The 23,122-nt window shown below is 54.2% G+C and carries 19 protein-coding genes; 15 read left to right on the forward strand and 4 right to left on the reverse strand.

Annotated features, from left to right (window positions below; translation table 11 throughout):
- The first annotated feature begins 8 nt into the window (after positions 1-8).
- Complete coding sequence (gene yajC, locus K2F33_RS15590) at positions 9-353, forward strand: preprotein translocase subunit YajC (RefSeq protein WP_076176983.1); 345 nt, start codon at positions 9-11, stop codon at positions 351-353.
- A 174-nt stretch (positions 354-527) separates the two neighbouring features.
- On the opposite strand, the gene K2F33_RS15595 is transcribed toward yajC, so the two are convergent.
- Together K2F33_RS15595 and K2F33_RS15600 are read right to left on the reverse strand one after the other, a co-directional pair.
- Complete coding sequence (locus tag K2F33_RS15595) at positions 528-1,358, reverse strand: phosphatase PAP2 family protein (protein ID WP_263882149.1); 831 nt, start codon at positions 1,356-1,358, stop codon at positions 528-530.
- A gap of 63 nt (positions 1,359-1,421) precedes the next feature.
- Complete coding sequence (locus K2F33_RS15600; protein WP_076176984.1) at positions 1,422-1,817, reverse strand: TIGR04086 family membrane protein; 396 nt, start codon at positions 1,815-1,817, stop codon at positions 1,422-1,424.
- Between the two features lie 217 nt (positions 1,818-2,034).
- On the opposite strand from K2F33_RS15600, the gene K2F33_RS15605 reads away from it, so the two are divergent.
- Positions 2,035-2,853 carry a DUF421 domain-containing protein gene (locus tag K2F33_RS15605; RefSeq protein ID WP_256993156.1) on the forward strand — a complete coding sequence of 273 codons (819 nt, stop codon included), beginning with the start codon at positions 2,035-2,037 and terminating at the stop codon, positions 2,851-2,853.
- A 23-nt stretch (positions 2,854-2,876) separates the two neighbouring features.
- On the opposite strand, the gene spoVB is transcribed toward K2F33_RS15605, so the two are convergent.
- Positions 2,877-4,511 (reverse strand): stage V sporulation protein B, encoded by a 1,635-nt coding sequence (gene spoVB / locus K2F33_RS15610; RefSeq protein ID WP_089550335.1) that lies wholly within the window; start codon positions 4,509-4,511, stop codon positions 2,877-2,879.
- 278 nt (positions 4,512-4,789) lie between these two features.
- On the opposite strand from spoVB, the gene K2F33_RS15615 reads away from it, so the two are divergent.
- The 12 genes from K2F33_RS15615 (at position 4,790) to K2F33_RS15670 (ending at position 19,162) form a co-directional block, all read left to right on the forward strand.
- Entirely contained in the window at positions 4,790-5,032 is a 243-nt protein-coding gene (locus K2F33_RS15615) for a post-transcriptional regulator (protein WP_076177013.1), read from the forward strand.
- A 141-nt stretch (positions 5,033-5,173) separates the two neighbouring features.
- A complete protein-coding gene (secD, locus tag K2F33_RS15620) occupies positions 5,174-6,457 on the forward strand; it encodes a protein translocase subunit SecD (RefSeq protein ID WP_263882150.1) in 1,284 nt (427 codons plus the stop codon).
- Complete coding sequence (gene secF, locus K2F33_RS15625; RefSeq protein ID WP_089548354.1) at positions 6,447-7,352, forward strand: protein translocase subunit SecF; 906 nt, start codon at positions 6,447-6,449, stop codon at positions 7,350-7,352. The genes secD and secF overlap by 11 nt, the downstream gene beginning before the upstream one ends.
- A gap of 159 nt (positions 7,353-7,511) precedes the next feature.
- Entirely contained in the window at positions 7,512-8,468 is a 957-nt protein-coding gene (locus tag K2F33_RS15630; protein ID WP_263882151.1) for a cation diffusion facilitator family transporter, read from the forward strand.
- 56 nt (positions 8,469-8,524) lie between these two features.
- Positions 8,525-10,924 carry a single-stranded-DNA-specific exonuclease RecJ gene (gene recJ / locus K2F33_RS15635; RefSeq protein WP_263882152.1) on the forward strand — a complete coding sequence of 800 codons (2,400 nt, stop codon included), beginning with the start codon at positions 8,525-8,527 and terminating at the stop codon, positions 10,922-10,924.
- 187 nt (positions 10,925-11,111) lie between these two features.
- A complete protein-coding gene (locus K2F33_RS15640; protein WP_076177014.1) occupies positions 11,112-11,630 on the forward strand; it encodes an adenine phosphoribosyltransferase in 519 nt (172 codons plus the stop codon).
- Between the two features lie 440 nt (positions 11,631-12,070).
- Positions 12,071-13,396 (forward strand): ABC transporter substrate-binding protein, encoded by a 1,326-nt coding sequence (locus K2F33_RS15645; RefSeq protein WP_263882153.1) that lies wholly within the window; start codon positions 12,071-12,073, stop codon positions 13,394-13,396.
- Between the two features lie 72 nt (positions 13,397-13,468).
- Positions 13,469-14,350: a carbohydrate ABC transporter permease gene (locus K2F33_RS15650; RefSeq protein ID WP_089548351.1), complete on the forward strand. Its 882-nt coding sequence runs from the start codon at positions 13,469-13,471 to the stop codon at positions 14,348-14,350.
- A gap of 86 nt (positions 14,351-14,436) precedes the next feature.
- Complete coding sequence (locus K2F33_RS15655; protein WP_374954578.1) at positions 14,437-15,195, forward strand: carbohydrate ABC transporter permease; 759 nt, start codon at positions 14,437-14,439, stop codon at positions 15,193-15,195.
- Between the two features lie 38 nt (positions 15,196-15,233).
- The gene (locus K2F33_RS15660; protein ID WP_263882154.1) at positions 15,234-16,778 is read left to right on the forward strand and encodes a DUF4127 family protein; all 1,545 of its coding nucleotides are present in this window, start codon (positions 15,234-15,236) and stop codon (positions 16,776-16,778) included.
- Positions 16,779-16,822: 44 nt separating this feature from the next.
- Positions 16,823-17,524: an N-acetylmannosamine-6-phosphate 2-epimerase gene (locus K2F33_RS15665; protein WP_256993155.1), complete on the forward strand. Its 702-nt coding sequence runs from the start codon at positions 16,823-16,825 to the stop codon at positions 17,522-17,524.
- A gap of 57 nt (positions 17,525-17,581) precedes the next feature.
- Complete coding sequence (locus tag K2F33_RS15670) at positions 17,582-19,162, forward strand: FAD-dependent oxidoreductase (RefSeq protein WP_263882155.1); 1,581 nt, start codon at positions 17,582-17,584, stop codon at positions 19,160-19,162.
- Between the two features lie 132 nt (positions 19,163-19,294).
- Here K2F33_RS15670 and uraA read toward each other — a convergent pair whose 3' ends face one another.
- Complete coding sequence (gene uraA, locus K2F33_RS15675; protein ID WP_263882157.1) at positions 19,295-20,617, reverse strand: uracil permease; 1,323 nt, start codon at positions 20,615-20,617, stop codon at positions 19,295-19,297.
- A 279-nt stretch (positions 20,618-20,896) separates the two neighbouring features.
- Between uraA and K2F33_RS15680 the strand changes: the two genes are divergently transcribed.
- Positions 20,897-23,074 carry a RelA/SpoT family protein gene (locus tag K2F33_RS15680; RefSeq protein ID WP_076176994.1) on the forward strand — a complete coding sequence of 726 codons (2,178 nt, stop codon included), beginning with the start codon at positions 20,897-20,899 and terminating at the stop codon, positions 23,072-23,074.
- Positions 23,075-23,122: the final 48 nt, after the last annotated feature.

A 23,122-nucleotide genomic window follows, 5' to 3' on the forward strand; every position in this document is an offset into this window, starting at 1 on the left:
AAAAGTATATGTTCAACCAAACTCAAACCTTTGAATTAGCAGCTGGTGCTAGCGGCTCCGGAGGAGGCGGCCTTGTCGGCTTAATTTTGCCGCTCGTCCTGATGTTCGCGATTTTCTACTTCCTGTTGATCCGTCCGCAGCAGAAGAAACAGAAGACCCGGACTTCCATGCTGAGCGCATTGAAGAAGGGGGATAAGGTCGTCACGATCGGCGGCCTTCACGGAACGATTATGGAAATTACGGACGATATCGTCGTCCTGCGGGTGAACGACGTGACGAAGCTGACCTTCGATCGCGGATCCATCAGCCACGCGGTTAGCTCGAGCTCCGGCGAATCCGAGAAATCGTCCTAAGACGATCCGGGTACTACACGGGGAGAGCGTTCATAAGCAACATTTCCAGTAAGACCAGGCACATCACATAACGATAGCGGCAGAGGGAGCTCTGCTGCTGTCGCCGATGTTCATACTTACGGATGATAAAAGGCTGCACAGCTTGTCTAAGGACAAGGGTGCAGCCTTTTTGTATTAGAGATCGGATACGATGGGCTTTACTTGTTGCTGCTTCGGGTGCGCAAGCCTCCGTCCCCAGTAGATCCCGGCGGAAGCGGCAAGCAGACCGAGCAGGGTACCGGCGACCGAATCCGTCAGCCAATGGATGCCGAGGTAGAAGATGCTGAAAATGATGATGACGGCGCTGACCAGCGTCATGAGGGCCAGTCGTGGATTCCCCGAACGGATTCCGAGCACCAGCATGGTGATGGAAATCGAAGTGTGGAGGCTTGGAAAGCAGTTGTTAATACCGGATAGCGGCCGGTACGCCTGTTCGAATTTCGGAAAAACCTCCAGCATGTAGAACGACGCGCCGGATGGCGGAAAGGACCAAACCTCGTTCACGGGAAAGAAGAGGTAAAACGGGATAGCCACCGCATAATTGATGAAGACGGCTATGCAGGCAGCCATGAGAAAGGCTTTGTTCCCGTCGGCCGCAAAGATTCCAAGCATAGCGATCAGTAAGGATTGGAACACCACTACGTAAAAAAATACCGATACGGGCGTAATGTAAGGGCTGTGAAAAAACTGCTGCAGGTGCTGTACGAAATGCCCCTCAATCCCGAATACCCACGGGGTGAAGTCTTGCTTCACATGCATGGCTGCTTCGATTTGCAGTTCATACCTGTTGAACAGGAGGATCGCAGCCATCAAAGCGAATAGACCCAAAAATTTGCGGTTGGTCCCAAACTCCCGGATCAGCAGCCATCCGGCCCTCAGAGGGTTGCGCAGGGTGCCCAGCCAGATCAGCCCGATCGCCATAACAAGCGTTGCTGCCGAAATATAATTCATAGAGTCATACAACACGTCGGGGACGTCCTCCTCTTGCTTTAAGTGCACTTAGTGTAGCACATGCGAGGAGTTTAATGGTTACGATTTGTTTTTTAAATTCACCCCGAACATGCCCCCGATGGCTCCTGAAGCAATAACGGCTGCGATCAACAACAAATCTCCAAGCCGAAGGCTGCTGTCAAGGGCCAGAAATCCGATTATGATGATCATGAGACCGTACAAAATGCCGGTTAATCCGCCCTGGTACCACCCCCGTCTGCCTGAACGCTTCCCGGATACAAGACCTCCAAATGCCGCGGCGACAGCATGAACCACGTAAATGTAGCGGGACAGGCTTTGTTCTTTCATGCCGCTGGACCACAACAGGAAAGAAAGAATAAGCGCCCCGACCATCATCCAGAAAAAGGAATAATACAGTCCCGACAAAGTGGGATTGGAGATCCGAAAAGAGAACAGGCGACGGATCAAATGCATAAGAGAACCCCCTTCATAGTTCCACAATTTAATGTAAATTTATGTGACGGCTTGCCCCAGTAGTACAAGTAATTTTCCAATAATTTATCGGTCCGGCTTCTGAATGTCCGTGCTCCCGAAAGGTCAAAATATCCTTAATTGGCATGATGAATGGCGCAGAAAGGAGCAGGTGGCCGTGATATCCGATATACTGATTCCTATTTTCCGAACCGTCCTGATGTACTTTGTCATCTACCTGACCCTCCGGATCATGGGCAAGCGGGAGATCGGGAAGCTGTCCATTTTTGACCTGGTCATCTCGATCATGATCGCTGAAATCGGCGTTTTTGTGCTGGAGGATACGGCGCGTCCGATCACGGACGGCCTCTTTCCGATGGCTACGCTTGTCTTGATTCAGATCACGATTGCTTTCATCAGCTTGAAGAGCCGGAAAATCCGCCTGTTATTCGAAGGAAAACCGGCCATCCTCGTATCGGGAGGCAAGCTCAACCGTGAAGAAATGAGGAAGCATCGGTATAATCTGGACGATTTGCTTCTTCAATTGCGCGGGCGAAGTATCGAAAACGTGGCGGATGTGGAATTTGCGATTCTGGAAAACTCCGGGCAGTTGACGGTTATTCCTAAATCCAAACGGAATGAGAAAAGAGATAAGTACGACATGCCCGTTCCCCAGGAGAAGGCAAATCGAAACGGCAAACCACAAGGCCCCGCCGGCAATGCGTTAGCTATTTCACGTTCAGAGGAGACCGCCGGCAAGCCGAAAAAGACTTATAGAACCCCATATGCCGATCCGTCCCGGGTCCCGGCGAGAAACCGCAGTAAAAAAATTTTGGTTCCCAGCGGAAAATTTACCTATGGCATACTGCCGATCCCGCTCATCATGGACGGAAAAGTACAGGACGACAATTTGGAGCGGCTGAACAAAAATCGCTTCTGGCTGAAAAATCAGATCCGACAGCAGGGAATCAAAGAGTTTAAAGACGTGTTTCTCTGCTCCATCGACCATAAAGGCCGGCTTTACATCGACCGCAAATAAGACGGAAATTTCCGTGCTGCGGATCAGGCGGCAGGCGTCTTGGGGTTTCTTGGATTTCTAGGTTTGAACCATTTTTCAAGGTAGGGCATGCGGGACAGATCCCGCAGGGACACCAGCTTTAAAGCAAATACGGCGGCCAGAAAAGCGATCATGCCTATAGACATGGCTGCCAAAAAGCGGATCCAAACGATTCCTCCCAGTGGCAGATGGAGATAGCCGTATTGGGTAATGCCCGTCATGATAATCATGGCTCCCGCCAGCTTCAGCAGATCGAACATCCGGAATCGGTAGGCGAGCAGCCGGCTGACGCTGAACCCGTGCAGGAACGTGACCACGATGCTGTTGATGATTATCGCAATAACGGCCCCGTAAATGCCGTACTCCGGCTGGGAGGACAGGTACCAGATCAGGAACAGCTTGAGGACGGCTCCGATCAAGGTGTTGAACAGGGCGCGGCTTGGCCGGTCCAGCGCCTGCAGGGTGGCCTGAAGCGGTGCCTGAACGTACAGAAACAGCGCAAATGGCGCCATCGTGCGCAGCATGTTGGAGATGTCCGCATTGTTGTACAGCAGCAGGCACAGCGGCTCTGCAAGGACATACATAATGACGGCAAAGGGGGCGCCGGTGACGAGCGCGAGCCGGATCGTCTGGTTTAACCGTTTGTGAATCGTAAGCTTGTCTTTGCGGGCGGCGGCTTCGGACAGCGAAGGCACAAGCGAGACCGCGAGGGACGAGGTCAGTACGCCCGGAAGCAGCAGCAGCGGGATGACCATGCCTTGCAGCGCGCCATACTGGGCAGTTGCTACAGCAGTGACGACACCGGCGAGCGCTAGGCTCTGGGCTGTAATAATCGATTCAAGCAGGTAAGAAAAGGAGCCGACCAAACGCCCGGCGGTGACCGGTACGGTGATGCCAAGCAGACGTGGAAACAATCCGCGGCTGACCTGGCTGCCGGAACTGTCTTCAAGGCCGGCTTTTTTGTGCTGCTTTGCTTTCTCTCTCCGGGCTTGCCTGGACGACAGCCAGTTCTCGTCCCGGTGGTACTGCCACAGCAGGGCGAGCAGCCCGAAAAATTCCCCGGCCATCACGCCAAGCATGGCTCCGGCAGCCGCATAAGCTATTCCTTTTGGCAGCAGCAGGTAGGCGAACCACAGCGTGCACACGATCCGAAAAACGGTCTCGATAATCGAAGAGGTCGCGGACGGAATCATGTTCTGCCTTCCCTGGAAATAGCCGCGGTAGACGGACGAGATGGCCACGATAACGAGCATGGGCGTCATGCTGACAAAGGTGTAGTACACGCGGGAATCCGTTATAATCGTTGTCGTGATCCAAGGGGCCAGCCACAGGCATAAAGCCATAAACAGTACGCTGAGACCCACCGTCAACCCGAGGCTGACCCGCAGGACATACTTTGAATTTTGCGGTTTGCCTTCGGTTTCCGCTTCCGACACCAGCTTGGCGATCGCCAGCGGGACACCCCCTGTGATCAGCGTCATAATCACCAGGAAAAAAGGATAACCCAGCTGATAAATCCCCACCCCTTCGGCGCCGATGATCCGGGGCAGGGCGATGCGTGGTATAAACCCGAGAATGCGGTTCACGATGCCGGCGGCAAGCAAAATCATCGTGCCTTGGATAAAGGTTTGCTTTTTGATGCCTGGATTTTTAGGATGCTTGTTCAATTGTCCACTCCCTCTTCCCGTGTCGAAGCTGTGCTGCCACTTTTGGTAATGTCAGACCTTGTTTAATGGATATGCTGAACCTGTCCCAACTCATTCATCCTTTCCGGTAACATTTGGACAAAAGAAGGAATCGAAGGCGATGGGGTCGAATACAGAACAAATCAGTGCTACAATGGACTGTAGGACATCCATAACAGATCGTGCGTGGAAAGAGGCAATCGAGAGGAGGCCGTAGAGTGAGCTCTGAGGAAATGAACGACAGGCAGCTGGAGGAAGCGATTGAATCGCTCTGCCGCAGCAAGGCGGAGGAATTCAGACTCGTCGGCTACGAGCATGTAACCAGCAAGGATATTTGGAACTGCGTCAGCGTCAAATACGAGAAGGAAGGGATTCCGCCGCTCTACATGCTGGTCAACGATATACTCTCTTTGAAAGTGATGACATTTATGAATTTTATGACCATATCCGCATATAAAGGATCCACTTTCGATTGAAAGGGATCTTTTTTTCTGTTTGTGTTAAAAGAGATGAGGGATACAGTAAAATCGGAAAACGACAAATATTGATAAATTGACTGCCTTTTGGCGCATGGCTATAATAGGAATATTGAGAACGAAAGGGGAACTAGGAACGGCATGAAAAGAATTGTCACTTTCATCATCGTCGTGCTCGTATCGATTGCGGTCATGGCTGGGACAAGCCCTGCGCTGCTCGACAACGTACGACTCGGTCTCGATCTTAAAGGGGGCTTTGAGATTCTGTATGAGGCCCAGCCGCTGGAGCAGGGGCAGAAGATTACGAGAGAGTCCCTCATACGGACGGCGGAAAGCTTGGAGAAACGCGCCAACGCACTCGGAACGAGCGAGCCTGAAGTTACCATTGAGGGCACAAACCGGATCCGTCTGAAAATCGCAGGCGTGACGAACGAAGCCGAGGTCCGCAAGAAAATGAAGGAGCCGGCGTCGCTGACTTTCCGCAGTGCGGATGGTTGTAAGACTCCCGAAGCGGGGAAAGACGGCACGGTAGATCCGAAGGATCTCTATTGTAAAATCGAACTCATCGGAAGCGATTTCGTGGAAAACGGCGCACAGGTGGGTTATAACCAGCTGAACCAGCCGCAAATCGATATCAAAGTCAAAGATAAAAAGAAATTTGCCGACGTGACCAAACGTTTGCTTGGCAAAGAGCTTGCCATTTTCCTGGATGATACCCTTTTATCCGCTCCGACCGTACAGCAGGAGCTGACGGACGGCAAAGCATCGATTACGGGCAATTATACGATTGACGAAGCGAACCAGATCCGCGATACGATCAACCTCGGGGCGCTGCCTTTGAAGCTGACGGAGAAGTACTCTCAGAGCGTGGGCGCTACGCTGGGCATGCAGTCTTTGCATAAAACGATCGAAGCGGGTATCATCGCTTCCATCCTGATTCTGATCTTCATGATCGGCATGTACCGCCTGCCGGGTGTCATCGCCAGCTTCGGACTGATTGCCCACACCTGGCTGCTCATTCTCGTCTTCGTCTGGGCCGACTTTACGCTGACCCTGCCGGGGATCGCGGCGTTTATTCTCGGTATCGGGATGGCGGTTGACGCCAACATCATTACGAATGAACGGATCAGGGAAGAAATGCGGAACGGCAAGAGCGTCATGTCTGCGGTCAAAGCAGGGAACAAGTCGTCCTTCCGTACGATTCTCGATTCCAACATTACAACCATTATCGTCGGAGCGGTTATGTTTGCCTTCGGTACAGGCGCCGTCAAAGGCTTTGCGCTGGTACTGATCGTGGAAATCGTACTCAGTATTCTCACGAATGTGTACTTCACCCATTACCTGCTCAACCTCTTGGTTAAAGCCGGCGTGCTGAAGAAGCCGAAGCAGTTCGGGGTAAAGGAGAGTGATATTCGTGCACTTTAAAAAAGATTACGATTTTATGAAGATGAGCAAGTATGCGTTCATCTTCTCCATCGTCCTGACGATTGCGGGAATCATTACCCTTTCCGCTTTTGGATTAAACTACGGCGTTGATTTCCAAGCAGGCTCCAATGTGGACGTCAAGCTGTCGAAGAACGTGACGAAGGCTGAAGTTGAGCCGCTGCTGGACAAGATCCAGCTCAGCGACGGCGCAACGGTTGCTCCTGGGGACAAGCGGGTCAACATCCGTTTTACCAAGGAGCTTAACGAAGACCAGAGTGAACAGCTCAAGTCCGCGATCCAGGAGCTGGATAAAACAGCATCGTTCGAAATCAACACGGTCGATACGGAAATGGCCAAGGAGCTCGGACGGAATGCCATTTACTCGGTTCTGATTTCCTGTATCGGGATTATCATTTATGTAAGTATCCGGTTTGAATGGCGGTTCGCCCTGGCGGCCATCGTGGCCCTGCTGCATGACGCCTTCATGGTCGTGGCCGTCTTCTCGATCTTCCGATTGGAAGTCAGCCTGACGTTTATCGTGGCGGTATTGACGATCATCGGTTACTCCATTAACGATACGATCGTTATTTTCGACCGGATCCGCGAAAATCTGCGGTTCGGCAAGCAGAAGACCAAAGACGATTTGAAAGCTATTATGAACAAGAGCGTGAGCCAGATGCTCATGCGCTCCTTGTATACGGCGCTGACGGTGTTTATTGCGGCCTTCTTCCTGTTCCTGTTTGGCGGGGAATCGATCAAGATGTTCTCGTTGGCGATGGTTATCGGGCTGTTGTTCGGAGCGTATTCTTCGATCTTTATCGCCAGTCCGCTGTGGCTCGTATTCAAAAGCAAACAAAAGACCAGTGCCAAGCCAGCCAAACCTTCCAAGGCGTAACCTTGTGAAGCGAATGTTATGAAGGAAAGCCGCGTCTGATTGGGCGCGGCTTTTCCGCTGGAACTTATCTGACTTTATCTAAACTTATTGTCGTGAATGTCATATCTTTTTCAAACAACAGATCAGAATCGGTATTCAGATTGCCGGGGGGAGGCTTTCATGAGTATAGAGCGTTCAAATCCATCGGGTACCGTCGCCTGGACGGGAATTGCCGGTGAACTGTTACTTGCCTTGTTCAAAGGCGTGGTCGGATATTTTACAGGGAGCAAGGCACTGCTGGGAGATGCGCTGTATTCCGCATCGGACGCAGCCGGCGCACTGGCCCGGCGCATTCCATGGCGGACGTCATCAAAGCTCCGGAGTGCGCAGCAGGCTGATCTGCGGGCCGGAAGAACAGAGCCGATTCTGGCGATTTTGTTTTCGGTTCTTGTGCTGATGGGCGGATTGCAAATTGCCGTAGCGGCGGTCCGGGACCTGGCTTCAGGCCGTGTGCAGACACCCGGGCAGTTTACGCTGATTGCGATACTCGTCTCGCTTGCGGTCAAAGAAGCGCTCTTTCAGTTCCAGTACCGCCAATCCAAGAAGCAGGGTGACGGCATGCATACGGTGTACGCCGACAACCACCGCTTCAGCTTGTATTCGTCCATCACGGTATTGATCGGTGTCATTTTGGCGATGACCGGCAGCGCCTTTCATTGGTCCGTGCTGCAGTATATGGATTCCATCTCGGCTCTAATCGTCGCGGCGCTGCTGCTGCGCAGAGGCTACCGCCTCATCGTCAGCTCCGTGTACGGACAGCTGGTGCAGGAGACCGAGCAGGAGGACGCGATTAATTTTATCGATACGGTGCAGCGGGTTCACGGCGTCATTACGGTGGATGACCTGAAAGCATCGGAGCAGGGACATTACATTACGATCGATTTGAAGATCAGCGTCAATCCGCGGATTACCGTCCAGGAAGGCGCCGAGATCGCCGACCGGGTCAAGAAGCTTCTGATGCACCGTTTTTTGCATGTCAGCATCGTAAATATCCAGGTCGTCCCTTATGATCCCGGTTATCCGTACAAGTCGAACCATCATCTGACGGATAATGAGCAGCCGACACTGCTCCAATAGCTTGCTCATGACGTATACGAACAGAAGACGGGGCGGGGAAAGAAAGGTGAAGACGATTGTTTGATTCAAAATATGAATGGCTGACTTCCGAAGCGGATCCGGAGAAGGCGGGACGGCTGGCACAGGAGCTGTCGGTTTCTCCTCTGGTAGGTTCGCTGTTGGCGGCCAGAGGAATTAACAGTGCAGAGGAAGCCGCCTTGTTTTTAAACGGAAGTTTGGACGCATTGCATGATCCGTTCCTGCTGCTCGGCATGAAGGAGGCTGTTCCACGGATTCAGAAAGCGGTCGAGACCGGCGAACATATATTAATCTACGGGGATTACGACGCTGACGGCGTGTCCAGTACTTCGCTCATGATTCATTTCATGCGCTATCTTGGAGCGTCCTACGATATCTATATTCCGCACCGCTCCAATGAGGGGTACGGACTGCACAACCATGCGCTGGATTGGGCGCATCAGCAGGGGGTCAGCCTGATTATCACAGTTGATACCGGCATCAGCGCCGTCGAGCAGATCGCGTATGCCAACTCGCTCGGGATGGATGTGATCGTCACCGACCACCACGAGCCTCCGGAAGTGCTGCCCGACGCCTATGCGCTGATCAATCCGAAGCAGCCGAACTGCCCATACCCGTTTAAAGGCCTGGCCGGGGTCGGGGTGGCTTACAAGCTGACCCAGGCGATGCTCGGCCAGCCGCCAGTGGAATGGACGGAAATTGTGGCCATCGGTACCATTGCGGACTTGATGCCGCTCAGCGGCGAGAACCGCATCCTGGTCAGCCGCGGCTTAGAGCAGATGCGCAGCTCTGCGTTTCCGGGGATCCGCGCCCTCATGGAAGTCGGGGGCATTACGATGCGGAATGTTACATCGACCAATGTCGCCTTCGGCATGGCCCCGCGCATTAATGCCAGCGGGAGGCTGGATCATGCAGGATCGGCCGTAGCCTTGCTGACGACGGAAGACGAGGATGAGGCATTAAGATTGTCCCACGGGCTGGATGAACTCAATAAGGAGCGGCAGCAGGTGGTCGACGATATCGTCCAGGAGGCGACCAGCCAGCTGCTTGCCAAGACCGATGGAAGTCGGGTGCCCGACGTGATCGTGCTGGCCGGAGAGGGCTGGAATGTGGGCGTCGTCGGCATTGTCGCTTCCAAAATTTTGGAACGGTATTACCGCCCGGTCATCATATTGGGTATAGATCCGGATACCGGCATGTGCAAGGGTTCAGCCCGCTCCATTCCGGGGCTGGACATCTATGAGGCGCTGACCTCCTGCAAATCGCTGATGGACCATTATGGCGGCCATCCGTCCGCTGCGGGCATGAGCCTGCACAGGGATCAGCTGGATGCCTTCGAACAGGCGCTGAACGAGTATGCCGCCGGGGTTCTGACCGAATCCGATTTTATTCCCGTCGCAGCATCAGACGGAGAGTGGCGGCTGTCGGACGTTCCCTTGACGGTCATCGATGAGATGGAAATGCTGTCGCCCTTCGGTATGGCCAATCCTGTGCCCAAATTTATTTTTCGAAATTGCAGGCTGCTCGAGACCCGGAAGATGGGACGTGACAGCAAGCACCTCAAGCTGGTCGTTCAGCAGGACGGCATCCGCCTGGAAGTGGTCGCGTTCGGCAAAGGCGAGCTGGCCGAAGTGCTGACGGAAGGCGCGGAGCTCGATCTGCTCGGCGAAATGAGCGTCAATGAATGGAACGGTTCGCGCAGACCGCAGCTGATGCTGCAGGATCTGAAGCTTACGCAGCCGCAGGTGTTCGACCTGCGCGGATCCAAGGATCCTTGGCAGGAGATCGACCGGGTCAGCCAGCTGATCGGATCGCATTTCAGACTGGGGCCGACGCAGGTGGCGGCGGTGCTGGAACGGGAGATTCTGGATCCGGCAAAAATCCGTTTGAATGAATCCACCCTTTGGGTATATGATAAGAATGCTGGAATTTTGGCGTATCATCCGAACGAGGAGCGGTCCGGCCAGGACGACGTGACGACGCTGTTCATGCTGAACGCGCCGGAGACGCCGGAGCAGCTGGATGCGGTTCTGTTTTCTTTTCCGAAACTGTCCAACGTATTTCTGCTTCATCAGGTACATAAGAGGGAGAGACTCGCTGTGCCGGACAGGGATCAGTTTAAGAAGCTCTATATATTGTTGTCAAAAATCGCAGCCGAGCCCGTCCAAGAAGAAACCGCCTTATCGAGGCTCAGTCAGCAGGCATCGTGCAGCATCCGCATGGTGACGAAGATGATGGATGTGTTCGAGGAGCTCTCTTTTATAGACAGGCAGGAAGGCCTTATCCGTTTTATTCCTAAACCGCCCAAGCGTGATTTGGCTTCATCCCGCCATTTCCTTGCGCTAGGGAACTTGGCGGAAATGGAACAGCATCTGCTGTATGCCAGTACGCCGCAGGTCACGAGCTGGTTCATTTCCCGCATGCAGGGAGCTTCGTGACCGGAGACGATCGGTCGAAATGAATGCTTACGAGGGTCCGTATCATTTCGTGACCTCAAGCAATGCTTACGGAGTCCGTTTCTTCGTAAAACCAAGTAACGCTTACGAAGTCAGTTTTACTTCGTAAAACCAAGTAACGCTTACGGAGTTAGTTTTACTTCGTAAAACTCTAGAAGGAGAGATTATGTTGAATTACAAAGATTATATCCGGGTGATTCCGGACTTCCCGGTGGCTGGAATCAGTTTTAAAGATATTACGACCCTGCTTCAAAACGGGGAAATGTACAAAAAGGCCATCGATGACATCAAGGCCATGGTGTCTCATCTGCAGATCGATGTCATTGCCGGTCCGGAAGCCCGGGGCTTCGTCGTCGGGGCGCCGCTTGCATACGCGCTGGGCGTCGGATTCGCGCCGATCCGCAAGAGCGGCAAGCTGCCTTACGAAACGATTGAAGTCGGTTATGATCTCGAATATGGCAAGGATAAGCTGGCCATGCACACCGACGCGATCAAGAAAGGCCAAAACGTTCTGATCGCTGACGATCTGCTTGCCACGGGCGGAACCATTTCCACATCCGTAAATCTGGTTAACCAACTGGGCGGCAACGTGGTTGGGGCGGCGTTCATGATTGAGCTTGAAGCTTTGAAGGGACGCGACAAGCTGCCTGGCGTGGAAGTATTCTCCCTCATGTCCTACGAAGATTAAAAACCGGGAGTTCGTTTCCCGGGAAATAAACGAAGAGCTGTCTGAAGTCGAAATGACTTTCAGGCGGCTCTTTTTTTGTTCTTGTGATAGGATGCCGGCGCCCCTGTGCACTCAGTATATAGTTGCGTCTGAGTCTACTTACAATAAGATCCGGGGAATTATGAGCACATAAAGGAGCAGCGCTGATTTCGTCTCATCAGGCTTGAACGCAGGTTCGCTGTGGAGCGGCAGAGTTTGCCGCTGCCATATATTGAGCTTTTGTTGAAAAGTGGCTGCATTAGAAACGGAGCTTGATAAATCTATTTGGGAAAATAACTCCACTTTTTTTAATAAATATGAAAAATATCTTTTTTATTTTTATGCGGTTTGCTATAATCTGCCTAAAGCAGGAAACACATGCTTGGAATCATCTTTTATGATCAAAGGGGAGGCCATTGCTAATGAGGAAACAGGGAAGAGGTAGAAGTAGAGGATTTGTTCTGACTTTGCTGTCTGTCATGCTGTTGTCGGTCGTACTCAGCGCTTGTGGGGGAGGGAATAAGGCGGATGCTCCGCCATCGCAATCCTCCGAACCCCAGCCGTCCACCGAGACGAAGAGCAGCGATCCGGTCAAGCTGGAGTTTTGGACCATTGCGCTGCAGCCTACATTCACGGACTACTTCAATAAGCTCATTGCCGATTACCAGAGCAGTCATCCAGGCGTCACGATCGATTGGAAAGACTATCCTTATGACGCGGTGACCAACAAGCTGCTGACCAGCATCGCCAGCGGCAACAGCCCGGACGTCGTGAACCTGAACACCGAATTTGCCAGCCAGATGGGCTCCAAAGGAGCCGTGCTCGATTTGAACGGGTTCCTGACGGATGAAGAGAAGGGAGCTTATTTCGACGGCATCTTCAACTCCACCGTTATCGACGGCAAGGCTTATGCCCTACCTTGGTATACAGGCACCGAGGTGCTCTTTATGAACACGAAAATCGTGAAGGAAGCCGGCCTGGACCCGGCGAATCCGCCGAAAACGATGGAGGAGCTGGCCGATTGGGCGCGCCAAGTGAAGGCGAAAACCGGTAAGCTCGGATATTCGCAGCAGTTCGCCTCGAAGCTGCTTCCGGTCAACGGTATTCCGATTCTGAATGATGACAAAACGGCCGCAGCCTTTAACACACCTGAGATGACCAGCATGATCGAAACGATTCAGAAAAACATCGCCGACGGCGTCATCATGAAAGAAGACGTTCCGTTCACGAAGCAGATCCAATATTACTCGGGGGAGCAGGTGGCCTTTGAGCTGGCCGGTCCGACCTTTATCAACTTCCTGAAGACTTCGGCTCCGGACGTGTATAAGAACACGGTTGCCGTACCGCTGCCGACCGGAAAAGCCGACGTCCGCTTGTCCAACTCCATGAACCTGGTCGTTCCGGCCAAGTCGAAGCATCAGAAGGAAGCGGTCGAGTTTGCGGTCTTCGTAACGAATGCCGAAAATCAGACGTCATTCTCCAAAGCGGCGAACACGCTGCCGTCCACCAAGGAATCGATCAAGGATCCGTTCTTTACGGAAACCGACAAGTCTCTGGAGGCGGAAGCTAAGATCGCTTCGGCCAACAGCTTGGATAAGGCGGTCGACTACATGGTCGGCGTGCCGAACGCAGGGGATATCAACTCCGCCATCGCCCGCGGCCTGCAGAAAATTTTCCTGAACGGGGCTGATGTCAAAGCGACGGTGGATGCAATGGAACAGGAAGTTAACGGGGTGCTTAAGAAGTAAGGGACCCTTTGACCGAAGGCGTGCGGGGGGACTGGGTTCCCCCGTACATTCTAGTTAGGTGGTGATCACAGAGTGTACAAATGGATGCGGTCGGAGTCATTCACGGCATGGGCTTTTATGGCCCCGGGACTTCTGGTTGTCGCTGTATTCGTATTTTGGCCTATTATTTACGGTATCCCGCTGTCCTTCACGGACTACTCGGTTATTTCCGAAACGCATTATGTCGGTGTCGATAACTTTGTGAACGCGTTTAAAGACCACAATTTCATCATTTCGCTGTGGAATTCGCTGCTGTACGTGATCGTCGTGCCGATCATCCAGATTTTGTCCATCCTGATGGCGATTCTGGTCAACGGGAAAATCCCGGGCGTGAAGTTCTTCCGAACCGCTTATTATATTCCGGTCGTGACCTCCATGGTCGCCGTGGCGCTGATCTGGAGCTGGCTCCTGAGCAACAACGGGGTCGTCAATTTTCTTTTGATTAAAGTAGGAATTATCAGCGACCAGGTATCCTGGCTCGCCACCAGCAGTACAGCACTGTTCGTGCTTATGTTCATTACGATGTGGAAGGGCCTGGGCTATTACATGATGCTGTACCTGGCCGGACTCCAGGGCATTCCTTCGGATCTGTACGAAGCGGCACGGGTGGACGGAGCGAGCAGGCTGCGGTTGATTCTGAACATCACGATTCCGCTGCTGAGACCCCACATTTTATTCTGTACCCTGATCTCTTTGATGGGGGCGATCCGCGTCTTTGACGAGGTTTATATTTTGACCAAAGGCGGACCGGGTACATCAACGCTGACATCGAGCGTCTATATTTTCCAAAAAGGTCTGGAACAGTTCAACTTCGGGTACGCGTCGGCGCTGGGGCTCATCGTCAGCGTCATTATCGCCGTATTCAGCGTGCTCGTGTTCCGATTTAACCGGAAAGGCGGTGTCAATCCATACTGATGATAGCGAATCGTGGGATGAAGCAAGTGAAGACAGGGGTTCGGCTGACGATCGTCTATATTTTGCTGGTCGCGCTGGCTCTGTTTATGATGGGACCGTTTCTCTGGCTGCTCAGCGTGTCTTTGATGCCAGGGAAAAACGTGTTCGCCAACCCGCCGGCCATCCTGCCGACGTTCATTGACTTCGACAATTACGTGAAGGTTTGGCAGTTCATGAACTTTCCGAAGTATATCTATAATACGGTCGTGATCACGGTGCTCGGGGTTGTGACGAACGTGGTTCTCTCCAGCCTGACCGCGTATCCGCTGGCGACCTTTCGCTTCAAAGGAAGGGATCTCGTGTTTACCTTACTGGTGGCCACGATGATTATCCCGTCTTCGACAGCGATGATCGTGCATTATCTGACGATTCAGTCTCTGCATTTAACCGGGTCCTTTCTGGGGGTCGTACTGCCTTCGGCCGTGTCGGTGTTCAACATCTTTTTGATGCGCCAGACCTTTCTCGGGATTCCTTCGGACGTTCGTGATTCGGGAAAAATGGACGGTGCCTCCGAGTTCCGGATTTGGCTGCAGCTGATCCTGCCCTTGGTAAAACCGGCGATTGCGGTCATTTCGCTGCTGGAAATGATGGCGTTCTGGAACAACTTCCTGTGGCCGATCGTTGTGCTGGACGATCCGCAGAAGTATCCGCTTGCTGCGGCGCTGACGTTCCTGAACGGCCAATTCTCCTACAATTTCGGATGGATCGCGGCGGGAACGATGATCTCGGTGCTGCCGATTATTATCGTGTTCCTGTTTACCCAGCGTTACTACATGGAAGGCATGGCGGGCGCGATCAAGGGGTAAGATGGGCTAATTTACGCTAGGAAAGGAAGCTTGCAGACATGGAGAAGAGTCACAAACTGGTGTTCGTCCCTCTAGACGAACGTCCCTGCAACTATGAATTCCCGTATATGCTGGCGCAGGGAACCGAGTTTGAGATGGTCCGGCCGCCGATGGACATGATGGGTCTCAAAAAGCGCCCGGGCGATACCGAAAGGTTGTGGGCCTGGCTGGAACAGGAGGCCGCTGACGCCGACGGGGCCATCGTCGCCATAGACACGCTGCTGTACGGCGGTATCATCCCGTCGCGCCTGCATTACCTGAAGCCGGGGGAGCTTGCGAACCGGGTGGACCGGCTGCGACGGCTGAAGGCACGGAATCCGAACTTGCGGCTCTTTGCTTTTCAGTTGATCATGCGCTGTCCGCAGTATTCGATCGCCGATGAGGAGCCGGATTACTACGGCGACTGGGGCCGGGAAATCTTCCGGAAAGGCTTTATCAGCCACCGGCAGGAGCTGGGGCTGGCCACGGCGGAAGAAAGCATGGAACTGGCCGAGATCGATACCCGGCTGCCCGTTGATGTGCTGCAGGATTACCTGGACCGCAGGTCGGTGAACATCGAGGCGATCGGCCGCGTGCTGGATGTGATTGCAGACGGCGGCATTGATTTTATGATTTTCCCTCAAGACGATTCGGCGCCATACGGTTATACGGCCAAGGATCAGCAGAAGGTCAGAGCGCAAATCTCTGAGCTCGACGTGGAGCTGCGGGCGTACATGTATCCCGGCGCCGATGAGGTCGGATGCACCCTGCTGGCTCGCATGGTCAACGAAATCAAGGGAAGCACGCCGCTCATTTATCCGCGCCTTGCTGCGGTTCAGGGCAGCTTTGTCACACCACTGTACGAGGACCGTTACTTCTATGAGACGCTGAAGTATCAAATCATGGCGGCGGGCGGCTTAATCGGGTCCGGCTGCAGCGAGTCGGACTTGGTGCTGCTCGTGAATACGCCAGGTGAAACGATGGTCGAAGCCGTGTCCCAGGAGCACCCGTTCTTTGGTTACGACATCAACCGGAACATTATCGAACTGGTGGAATACGGGGATTATGTGATGCGGGTTCAGGGCAAGCCGGCGGCAGTCGCGGACGTCGGCTATGCGAACGGTGGCGATTTGAAGCTGGTGAAGCTGCTGCGGCAAAAAGGAATGCTGTTTAACCTGGCGGGTTATGCCGGATGGAACACGAGCTCTAATTCGCTGGGAACGGTCATTTCACAATCCATGCTGTACCTGCATTATGGCAGGACGCAGGAGCATCTTGACTTTCTGGCGCTGCGGTATGCCGAGGATGTCTGCTATTGCGCGGGTGTCCGGATGGAGCTGAACGCTGGTCTGGTTGAGCAGCTGGGGCTTAGCGTGTTCGAACTGGACGGACAGCGCGGCGAAGTGTCCAGGCTGGTCAAGGAACGCCTTGGGGAAATGCTGGATCAGCGCATTAACAGCGATCAAGGGGTGGTGGAGATCACGGATTGCTTCATGCCCTGGAACCGTACTTTCGAAGTTGGATTACAAGCGCGCTTTCATGTAAAGCCGCCGATATATAGATAATAGTGGCTTGGATAAGCCACATAAAAAGATGAGAGAGGGTGGACATACTGGAGCCAATACTGCAATCTCTGCGATACTGCCTGATCGCATCCTGCCAGGCGCTGCCGGATGAGCCGCTGCACGGTGCGCACATTATGGCCCGCATGGCCAAGGCCGCCGAAGAAGGCGGAGCGTCGGCGATCCGGGCCAACGGGGCGGACGACGTCCGGGCGATCAAGGCCGCGGTTTCGATCCCGGTCATCGGGATCATCAAGCGGGAGTATGCGGGATCGGACGTTTATATTACGCCTACGCTCAAGGAGGTGGAGGAGCTGCTTGAGGCTGGTGCGGACATGATTGCTTTTGACGCGACGGGACGTAGTCGGCCCGGCGGGGCCCGGCTGGAGGATCTGATCCGGCGGATGAAGCAGGCGGGCGTTGCCAGCATGGCGGATGTTTCGACGCTGGATGAAGCTGTTCATGCCGCTTCCCTCGGCGTCAGCTGCGTATCGACGACGCTGTCGGGATATACGGATTATTCGCCGCAGCTCGAAGGTCCCGACCTGAAGCTGGTTGAAGAAGCGGCGGCCCGGCTGAGCATTCCGCTCATTGCCGAAGGCCGGATCCACGAACCCTACCAGGTTGAGGAGGCGCTCAAGCTCGGCGCGCACGCCGTCGTGGTGGGCGGGGCCATTTCCAGACCGCAGCAGATCACGCGGCGCTTCTCGAACGCGGCCCGGAAGGCGGCCCAGTCGCTGAGAGCATGAGAAGGACGGGCGTCCACTGAATATGACTGGCTAATAAGGAAAGGAGCGTGGATAACGTTGATTCAAGAGCTGGTGGCTGATGTCATTATCATCGGCGGAGGACTCGGCGGAACGTCAGCCGCCCTGGCGGCGGCCAAAGCCGGGATGAAGGTGGTCGTGACCGAGGAGACCGATTGGATCGGAGGGCAGCTGACCTCGCAGGCGGTTCCTCCCGATGAGCACCGCTGGATCGAAAGCTTTGGCTGCACGGCATCCTACCGGGAGTTCCGAAACCGGGTCAGGGATTATTACAAACGCAACTACCCGCTCAACGAGCAGGCGTTAAACGATCCGGAGCTCAATCCGGGGAACGCCTGGGTCAGTAGGGTGGCGCATGAGCCGAAGGTTGCCCTGCAGGTGCTGGAGGATATTCTGGCCCCGTACGTCAACACTCGCCGGATCCAGGTGCTGCTTAACACGCGCCCTGTTCACTGCGAGACGGCAGGTGATCAGGTGGCGTCGGTAACGGTGGAGAAGACAGATGGGCAGACCAGGTATAAGCTGAGAGGCGCGTATTTTCTGGACGCGACCGAAACCGGAGAGCTTCTTCCCCTGGCCGGTGCGGAATATGTGAGCGGAGCTGAGGCGCGCAGCGAAACGAACGAACCGCACGCGCTGGAGCAGGCCGATCCGCTTGATATGCAGTCCATCACCCATGTGGCGGCTGTGGAATACATCCCAGACGGAAACTTTACGATCCCGAAGCCGGACAACTATGACTTTTGGCATGAATACAAGCCCTCATTTTCCACGTATCCGATCTTAAGCTGGTATGCGAACGAAGCCGAGGATACGTCCAAATTGCGGCGGTTTACGATGTTTCCGAACGACCAGGGGATCATGTCGCTGTGGGATTACCGGCGGATCGTGGACCCCTCCCTGTGGCGCGTGCCGCTGAGCGACGGCGAGGTGACGCTGCTTAACTGGCCGATGAACGATTATTATCTGGGGCCTGTGATCGGTGTATCGGAGCAGGAGCGCAAGCGTCATCTGGAGGCGGCCCGCGGGCTTACTCTGTCGCTTGTGTACTGGCTGCAGACCGAAGCTCCCCGGCTTGACGGGGGATACGGGTATCCAGGCATCCGGCTGCGAGGCGATGTACTCGGCACGGAAGACGGCTTGGCGAAATCCCCTTATATCCGGGAGTCGCGGCGGATCCGCGCGCAGTACACGATCACCGAGCATGATGTCAGTCAGGAGCTTCGCGGCGCTAATGGAATCAAGCGGTATGAGGACAGCGTCGGTGTCGGAAGCTATTATTTGGACCTGCATCCGACGACGGTGAACCAGCGGGCTTTCTTTATTCCGAACTATCCTTATGAAATTCCGCTCGGATCGCTGATTCCGGTACGGATGACCAACCTGCTTCCGGCATGCAAAAATATCGGCATGACGCAGATCGCCAATGGCTGCTACCGGCTGCATCCGACGGAATGGAACATCGGCGAATCCGCGGGACTATTAGCCGCTTATGCGGTGATGCACGGCATTCCTCCGCGTGAAGTAAGGGCCTCGGCAGCGCATTTATGCGATTACCAGGCGATGCTGGAGCGATATGGGGTTCAGCTTCACTGGCCGGAAGGGACATTGGAAATGTAGATGCCCTGATTTACGCCATAAATATACGAAAAAGCCGGACGGCATCTTTCGGATGCTTGTCCGGCTTTCTTGCGTTACGTCTGCTTTTTATTTGTGGTTGGCGGTTCAACTGTTGTTCCGATCCCTTGTCACTCAATCCGGAATTTTCTCCACCAGTTCCTGCTCTTTGCCGCCCGGTTCATTGGACAGCCCGGTGACCTCAATCAGCTTGAAGAACAGGCTGAGCACGATGCCCACGACCGTGGCGAGCGCCATGCCTTTAAATTGAACGGGGCCAATGTTGAGCTGAACGCCGCTGATGCCGACGACCAGAACCAGCGTCGCCAGGATCATGTTGGTCGGCTTGGAGAAATCGACCTTTTGCTCGACGAAGATCCGCAGACCGGAAGCGGCGATGACGCCGAACAGCAGCAGGGATACACCGCCCATGACCGGCGTCGGAATGTTCTCGATAACCGAAGAGACCGTGCCCGAGAAGGACAGCAGGATCGCGATGACGGCCGCGCCGCCGATGACGAAGACCGAATATACTTTGGTCAGCGCCATGACGCCGATATTTTCCCCGTACGTCGTGTTCGGCGTGGAGCCGACAAAGCCGGAAAGGATGGTCGAAATGCCGTTGCCCAGCAGCGAGCGGTTCAGTCCCGGATCCTTCGACAAGTCTTTGCCGACGATGTTGCTTGTTACTAGCAGGTGGCCGATGTGCTCGACGATAACAACCAGGGATACCGGGATGATGGTCATGATGGCGGCCCAGTCCCAGCTTGGCGTGGAAACCGTCGGCATCGTGAGGAAGTGGGCGCTGGCGATCGCGTCCTTATTAACCATGCCTGGCATAAAGAAGGACAGGACGTATCCGACGACGATACCGATCAGAATGTGGATGATCTTCGGAAATCCGCGGAACAGAACCGCGCCGATGACGGTTACGCCGAGCGTCGTCATGGATAAAATGATGCTGTTCATGTCATAGGTCATCGCGCCGGAAGCCGCGTCTGCCTTCGGAAGCAGTCCGGCCATGCCTGCCGCAGTCGGCACCAGCTCCAGTCCGATCGTGGCGACGATCGCGCCCATGGCGGCCGGCGGGAACACGACGTCGATCCAGCCCGTTCCCGCGAACTGGACGATCAGGCCCACGATGACGAAGATGATACCCGTAATGATGAAGGCGCCCAGGGCCAGCGGGTAATTTTCCTTCGGATTGTTGCCGAGCACGGCCAGCACCGGAGAAATGAAAGCAAAGCTGGAGCCCAGATACGCCGGAATCTTGGCCCGGCAGATCAGGATGTACAGCAGGGTGCCGATCCCGTTCATCAGCAGGATCATGCCCGGATCGACGCCGAACAGGTTCGGCACGAGCACCGTGCTTCCGAACATGGCGAAGAGGTGCTGCAGGCTGAGCAGCAGCCCCGGTCCAAACGGAAGCTTCTCATTGACTTGAATTTCGCGTTGCAATTCGTTCACTCCCATACGTGATTTCGTCCATATCAATAAATTCATTCAATCTAATTTATCTGGAATTATGACATTTTTCAATCTTTTTTTTCACTCCCGGGGCGCAATTTGGCCAAAAAACTTGTTTGTTGTTCCCAGGCTTCCTGTTCCTGGCAGGAAATGTTGACGTAACGCCGTTCAAGCGTCATAATTATATAAAATCATTACATGACAGAACCTGCAAAGATGGATTATGACGCGGGTTCTATTTTATATAGAAGGGAAACGGAAACGACTAGAATGGGCATAGAGCGATTACTTGAAAAGGCTGGAGCCTATATAAAAGAGCCGGATTTGGACCGCATCAGGGAAGCCTATGAATTTGCGGAACAGGCCCATCACGGTCAGGTGCGCAAATCAGGCGAGCCTTATATCCTGCATCCGCTTGCGGTTGCAGATATTGTCGTGAACTTGATGATGGATACGACCTCCATCGTCGCCGCGCTTCTTCATGACGTGGTCGAGGACACGACCGTATCGCTCGAGGATATCCGTACCCGATTTGGCGCCACCTGTGCCATGCTTGTCGATGGACTGACCAAGCTGGAGCGAATCCAGTTCCGTTCCAAGGAAGAACAGCAGAACGAGAATTACCGTAAAATGTTTATCGCGATGGCGCAGGATATTCGTGTCATCGTCATCAAGCTGGCCGACCGCCTGCACAACATGCGGACACTGAAATACCAGTCCGAGGAGAGTCAGCGGCGGATCGCTTATGAGACGCTCGAAATCTTTTGTCCGATCGCCGACCGTCTCGGTATTTCAGCGATCAAGAGCGAAATGGAGGATTTGTCGCTCCGTTACCTCAATCCGCAGCAGTATTACCGCATCGCCAACCTGATCCACAAGAAGAAGGCTGAGCGTGAGCAGTTCGTCGAAAACGTCATCGTCCGGATCCGCGAAAAGCTGGAGGAAATGGGCATTGAGGGCGATTTGTCGGGCCGACCGAAGCATATCTACAGCGTCTTTAATAAAATGACGACCAAAAACAAGCAGTTCAACGAAATCTACGATTTGCTCGCGATCCGTATTATTGTGGATAACATTAAGGACTGTTATGCCACCTTGGGAATTATTCATACCCTGTGGAAGCCGATGCCGGGCCGGTTCAAGGACTATATCGCCATGCCGAAGGCCAACATGTACCAGTCGCTGCATACGACCGTAGTCGGGCCTAACGGTGAGCCGACCGAGGTTCAGATCCGGACCTGGGAAATGCACCGGACCGCCGAGTACGGGATCGCTGCCCACTGGGCTTATAAAGAAGGCACAACCGCCGTCGGCGGCAACTTTGAGAATAAAATGACCTTTTTCCGCGAGATTCTGGAGCTGCAGCATGAAGCCAAGGACGCTTCGGAATTTGTGGAATCGCTCAAAATGGACTTTTTCTCGGATCTTGTTTTTGTGTTTACGCCAAAAGGGGAAGTCATTGAGCTGCCTTCCGGCTCGGTGCCGCTGGATTTTGCTTACCGGATTCATACGGAGGTCGGAAACCGGACTATCGGTGCCAAGGTGAACGGGCGGATCGTACCGCTGGATCACCGTCTCAAAACCGGGGATATCGTTGAGATTTTGACGTCCAAGCATTCTTACGGACCGAGCGGCGACTGGCTGAAGATTGCCCAATCCTCGCATGCGCGAAGCAAGATCAAGCAGTGGTTCAAGAAGGAAAAACGGGAAGAGAACGTGGAGAAGGGCCGCGAAATGGTCGAGCGCGAGCTGAAGGGCCGCGGCCTGGACATCTCTGAATGGATGACGGACGAGAAGCTGCTGGAAGTGGCGAAAAAGTTTTCGTTTAACGATATCGAAGACATGCTGTCGGGCGTCGGCTTTGGCGGCATCACCGCCGCGCAGATTTGTACCCGCCTGACGGAACGGCTCCGCAAGGAGCAGGAGGAAGCCAGCCTGCTGGAGCTCACGACCGAGAAGAAGGAAATCAAGCCGGCCGAGAAGAGATCGCGCCCGACCAACGGCGTCCGGGTCAAGGGGATCGACAACCTGCTCGTGCGGTTCGCCCGCTGCTGCAATCCGGTGCCCGGCGACGACATCGTCGGTTATGTCACCCGCGGCCGCGGCGTATCGGTGCACCGCTCGGACTGTCCGAACATTCCGGCGTCGGGCGACGGTGAAGAAGCCGCACGCGTGATCGAAGTCGAGTGGGAAACCGAGATCGAGGCGAATTACAGCGTCGATATCGAAATTACGGGACATGACCGGAATGGGCTCCTGAACGAGGTGCTTCAGGCGGTATCGGAGAGCAAAACGAACATTTCCGCGGTGACCGGGCGCTCGGACAAAAACAAAATGGCGCTCATCCACATGACGATCCTGATCCGCAACACCGATCATTTGCAGTCGGTCGTGGAACGGATCAAGCGCGTGAAGGATGTGTACACCGTACACCGGATCATTCAGTAAGGATATTCAGTAAGGGCCTGGGGAATGCATACTGCCCACCGGAGCAAC

Origin of the sequence: Paenibacillus sp. PSB04, from assembly GCF_025809195.1 — a bacterium.
Taxonomy (GTDB): domain Bacteria; phylum Bacillota; class Bacilli; order Paenibacillales; family Paenibacillaceae; genus Paenibacillus_AQ; species Paenibacillus_AQ favisporus.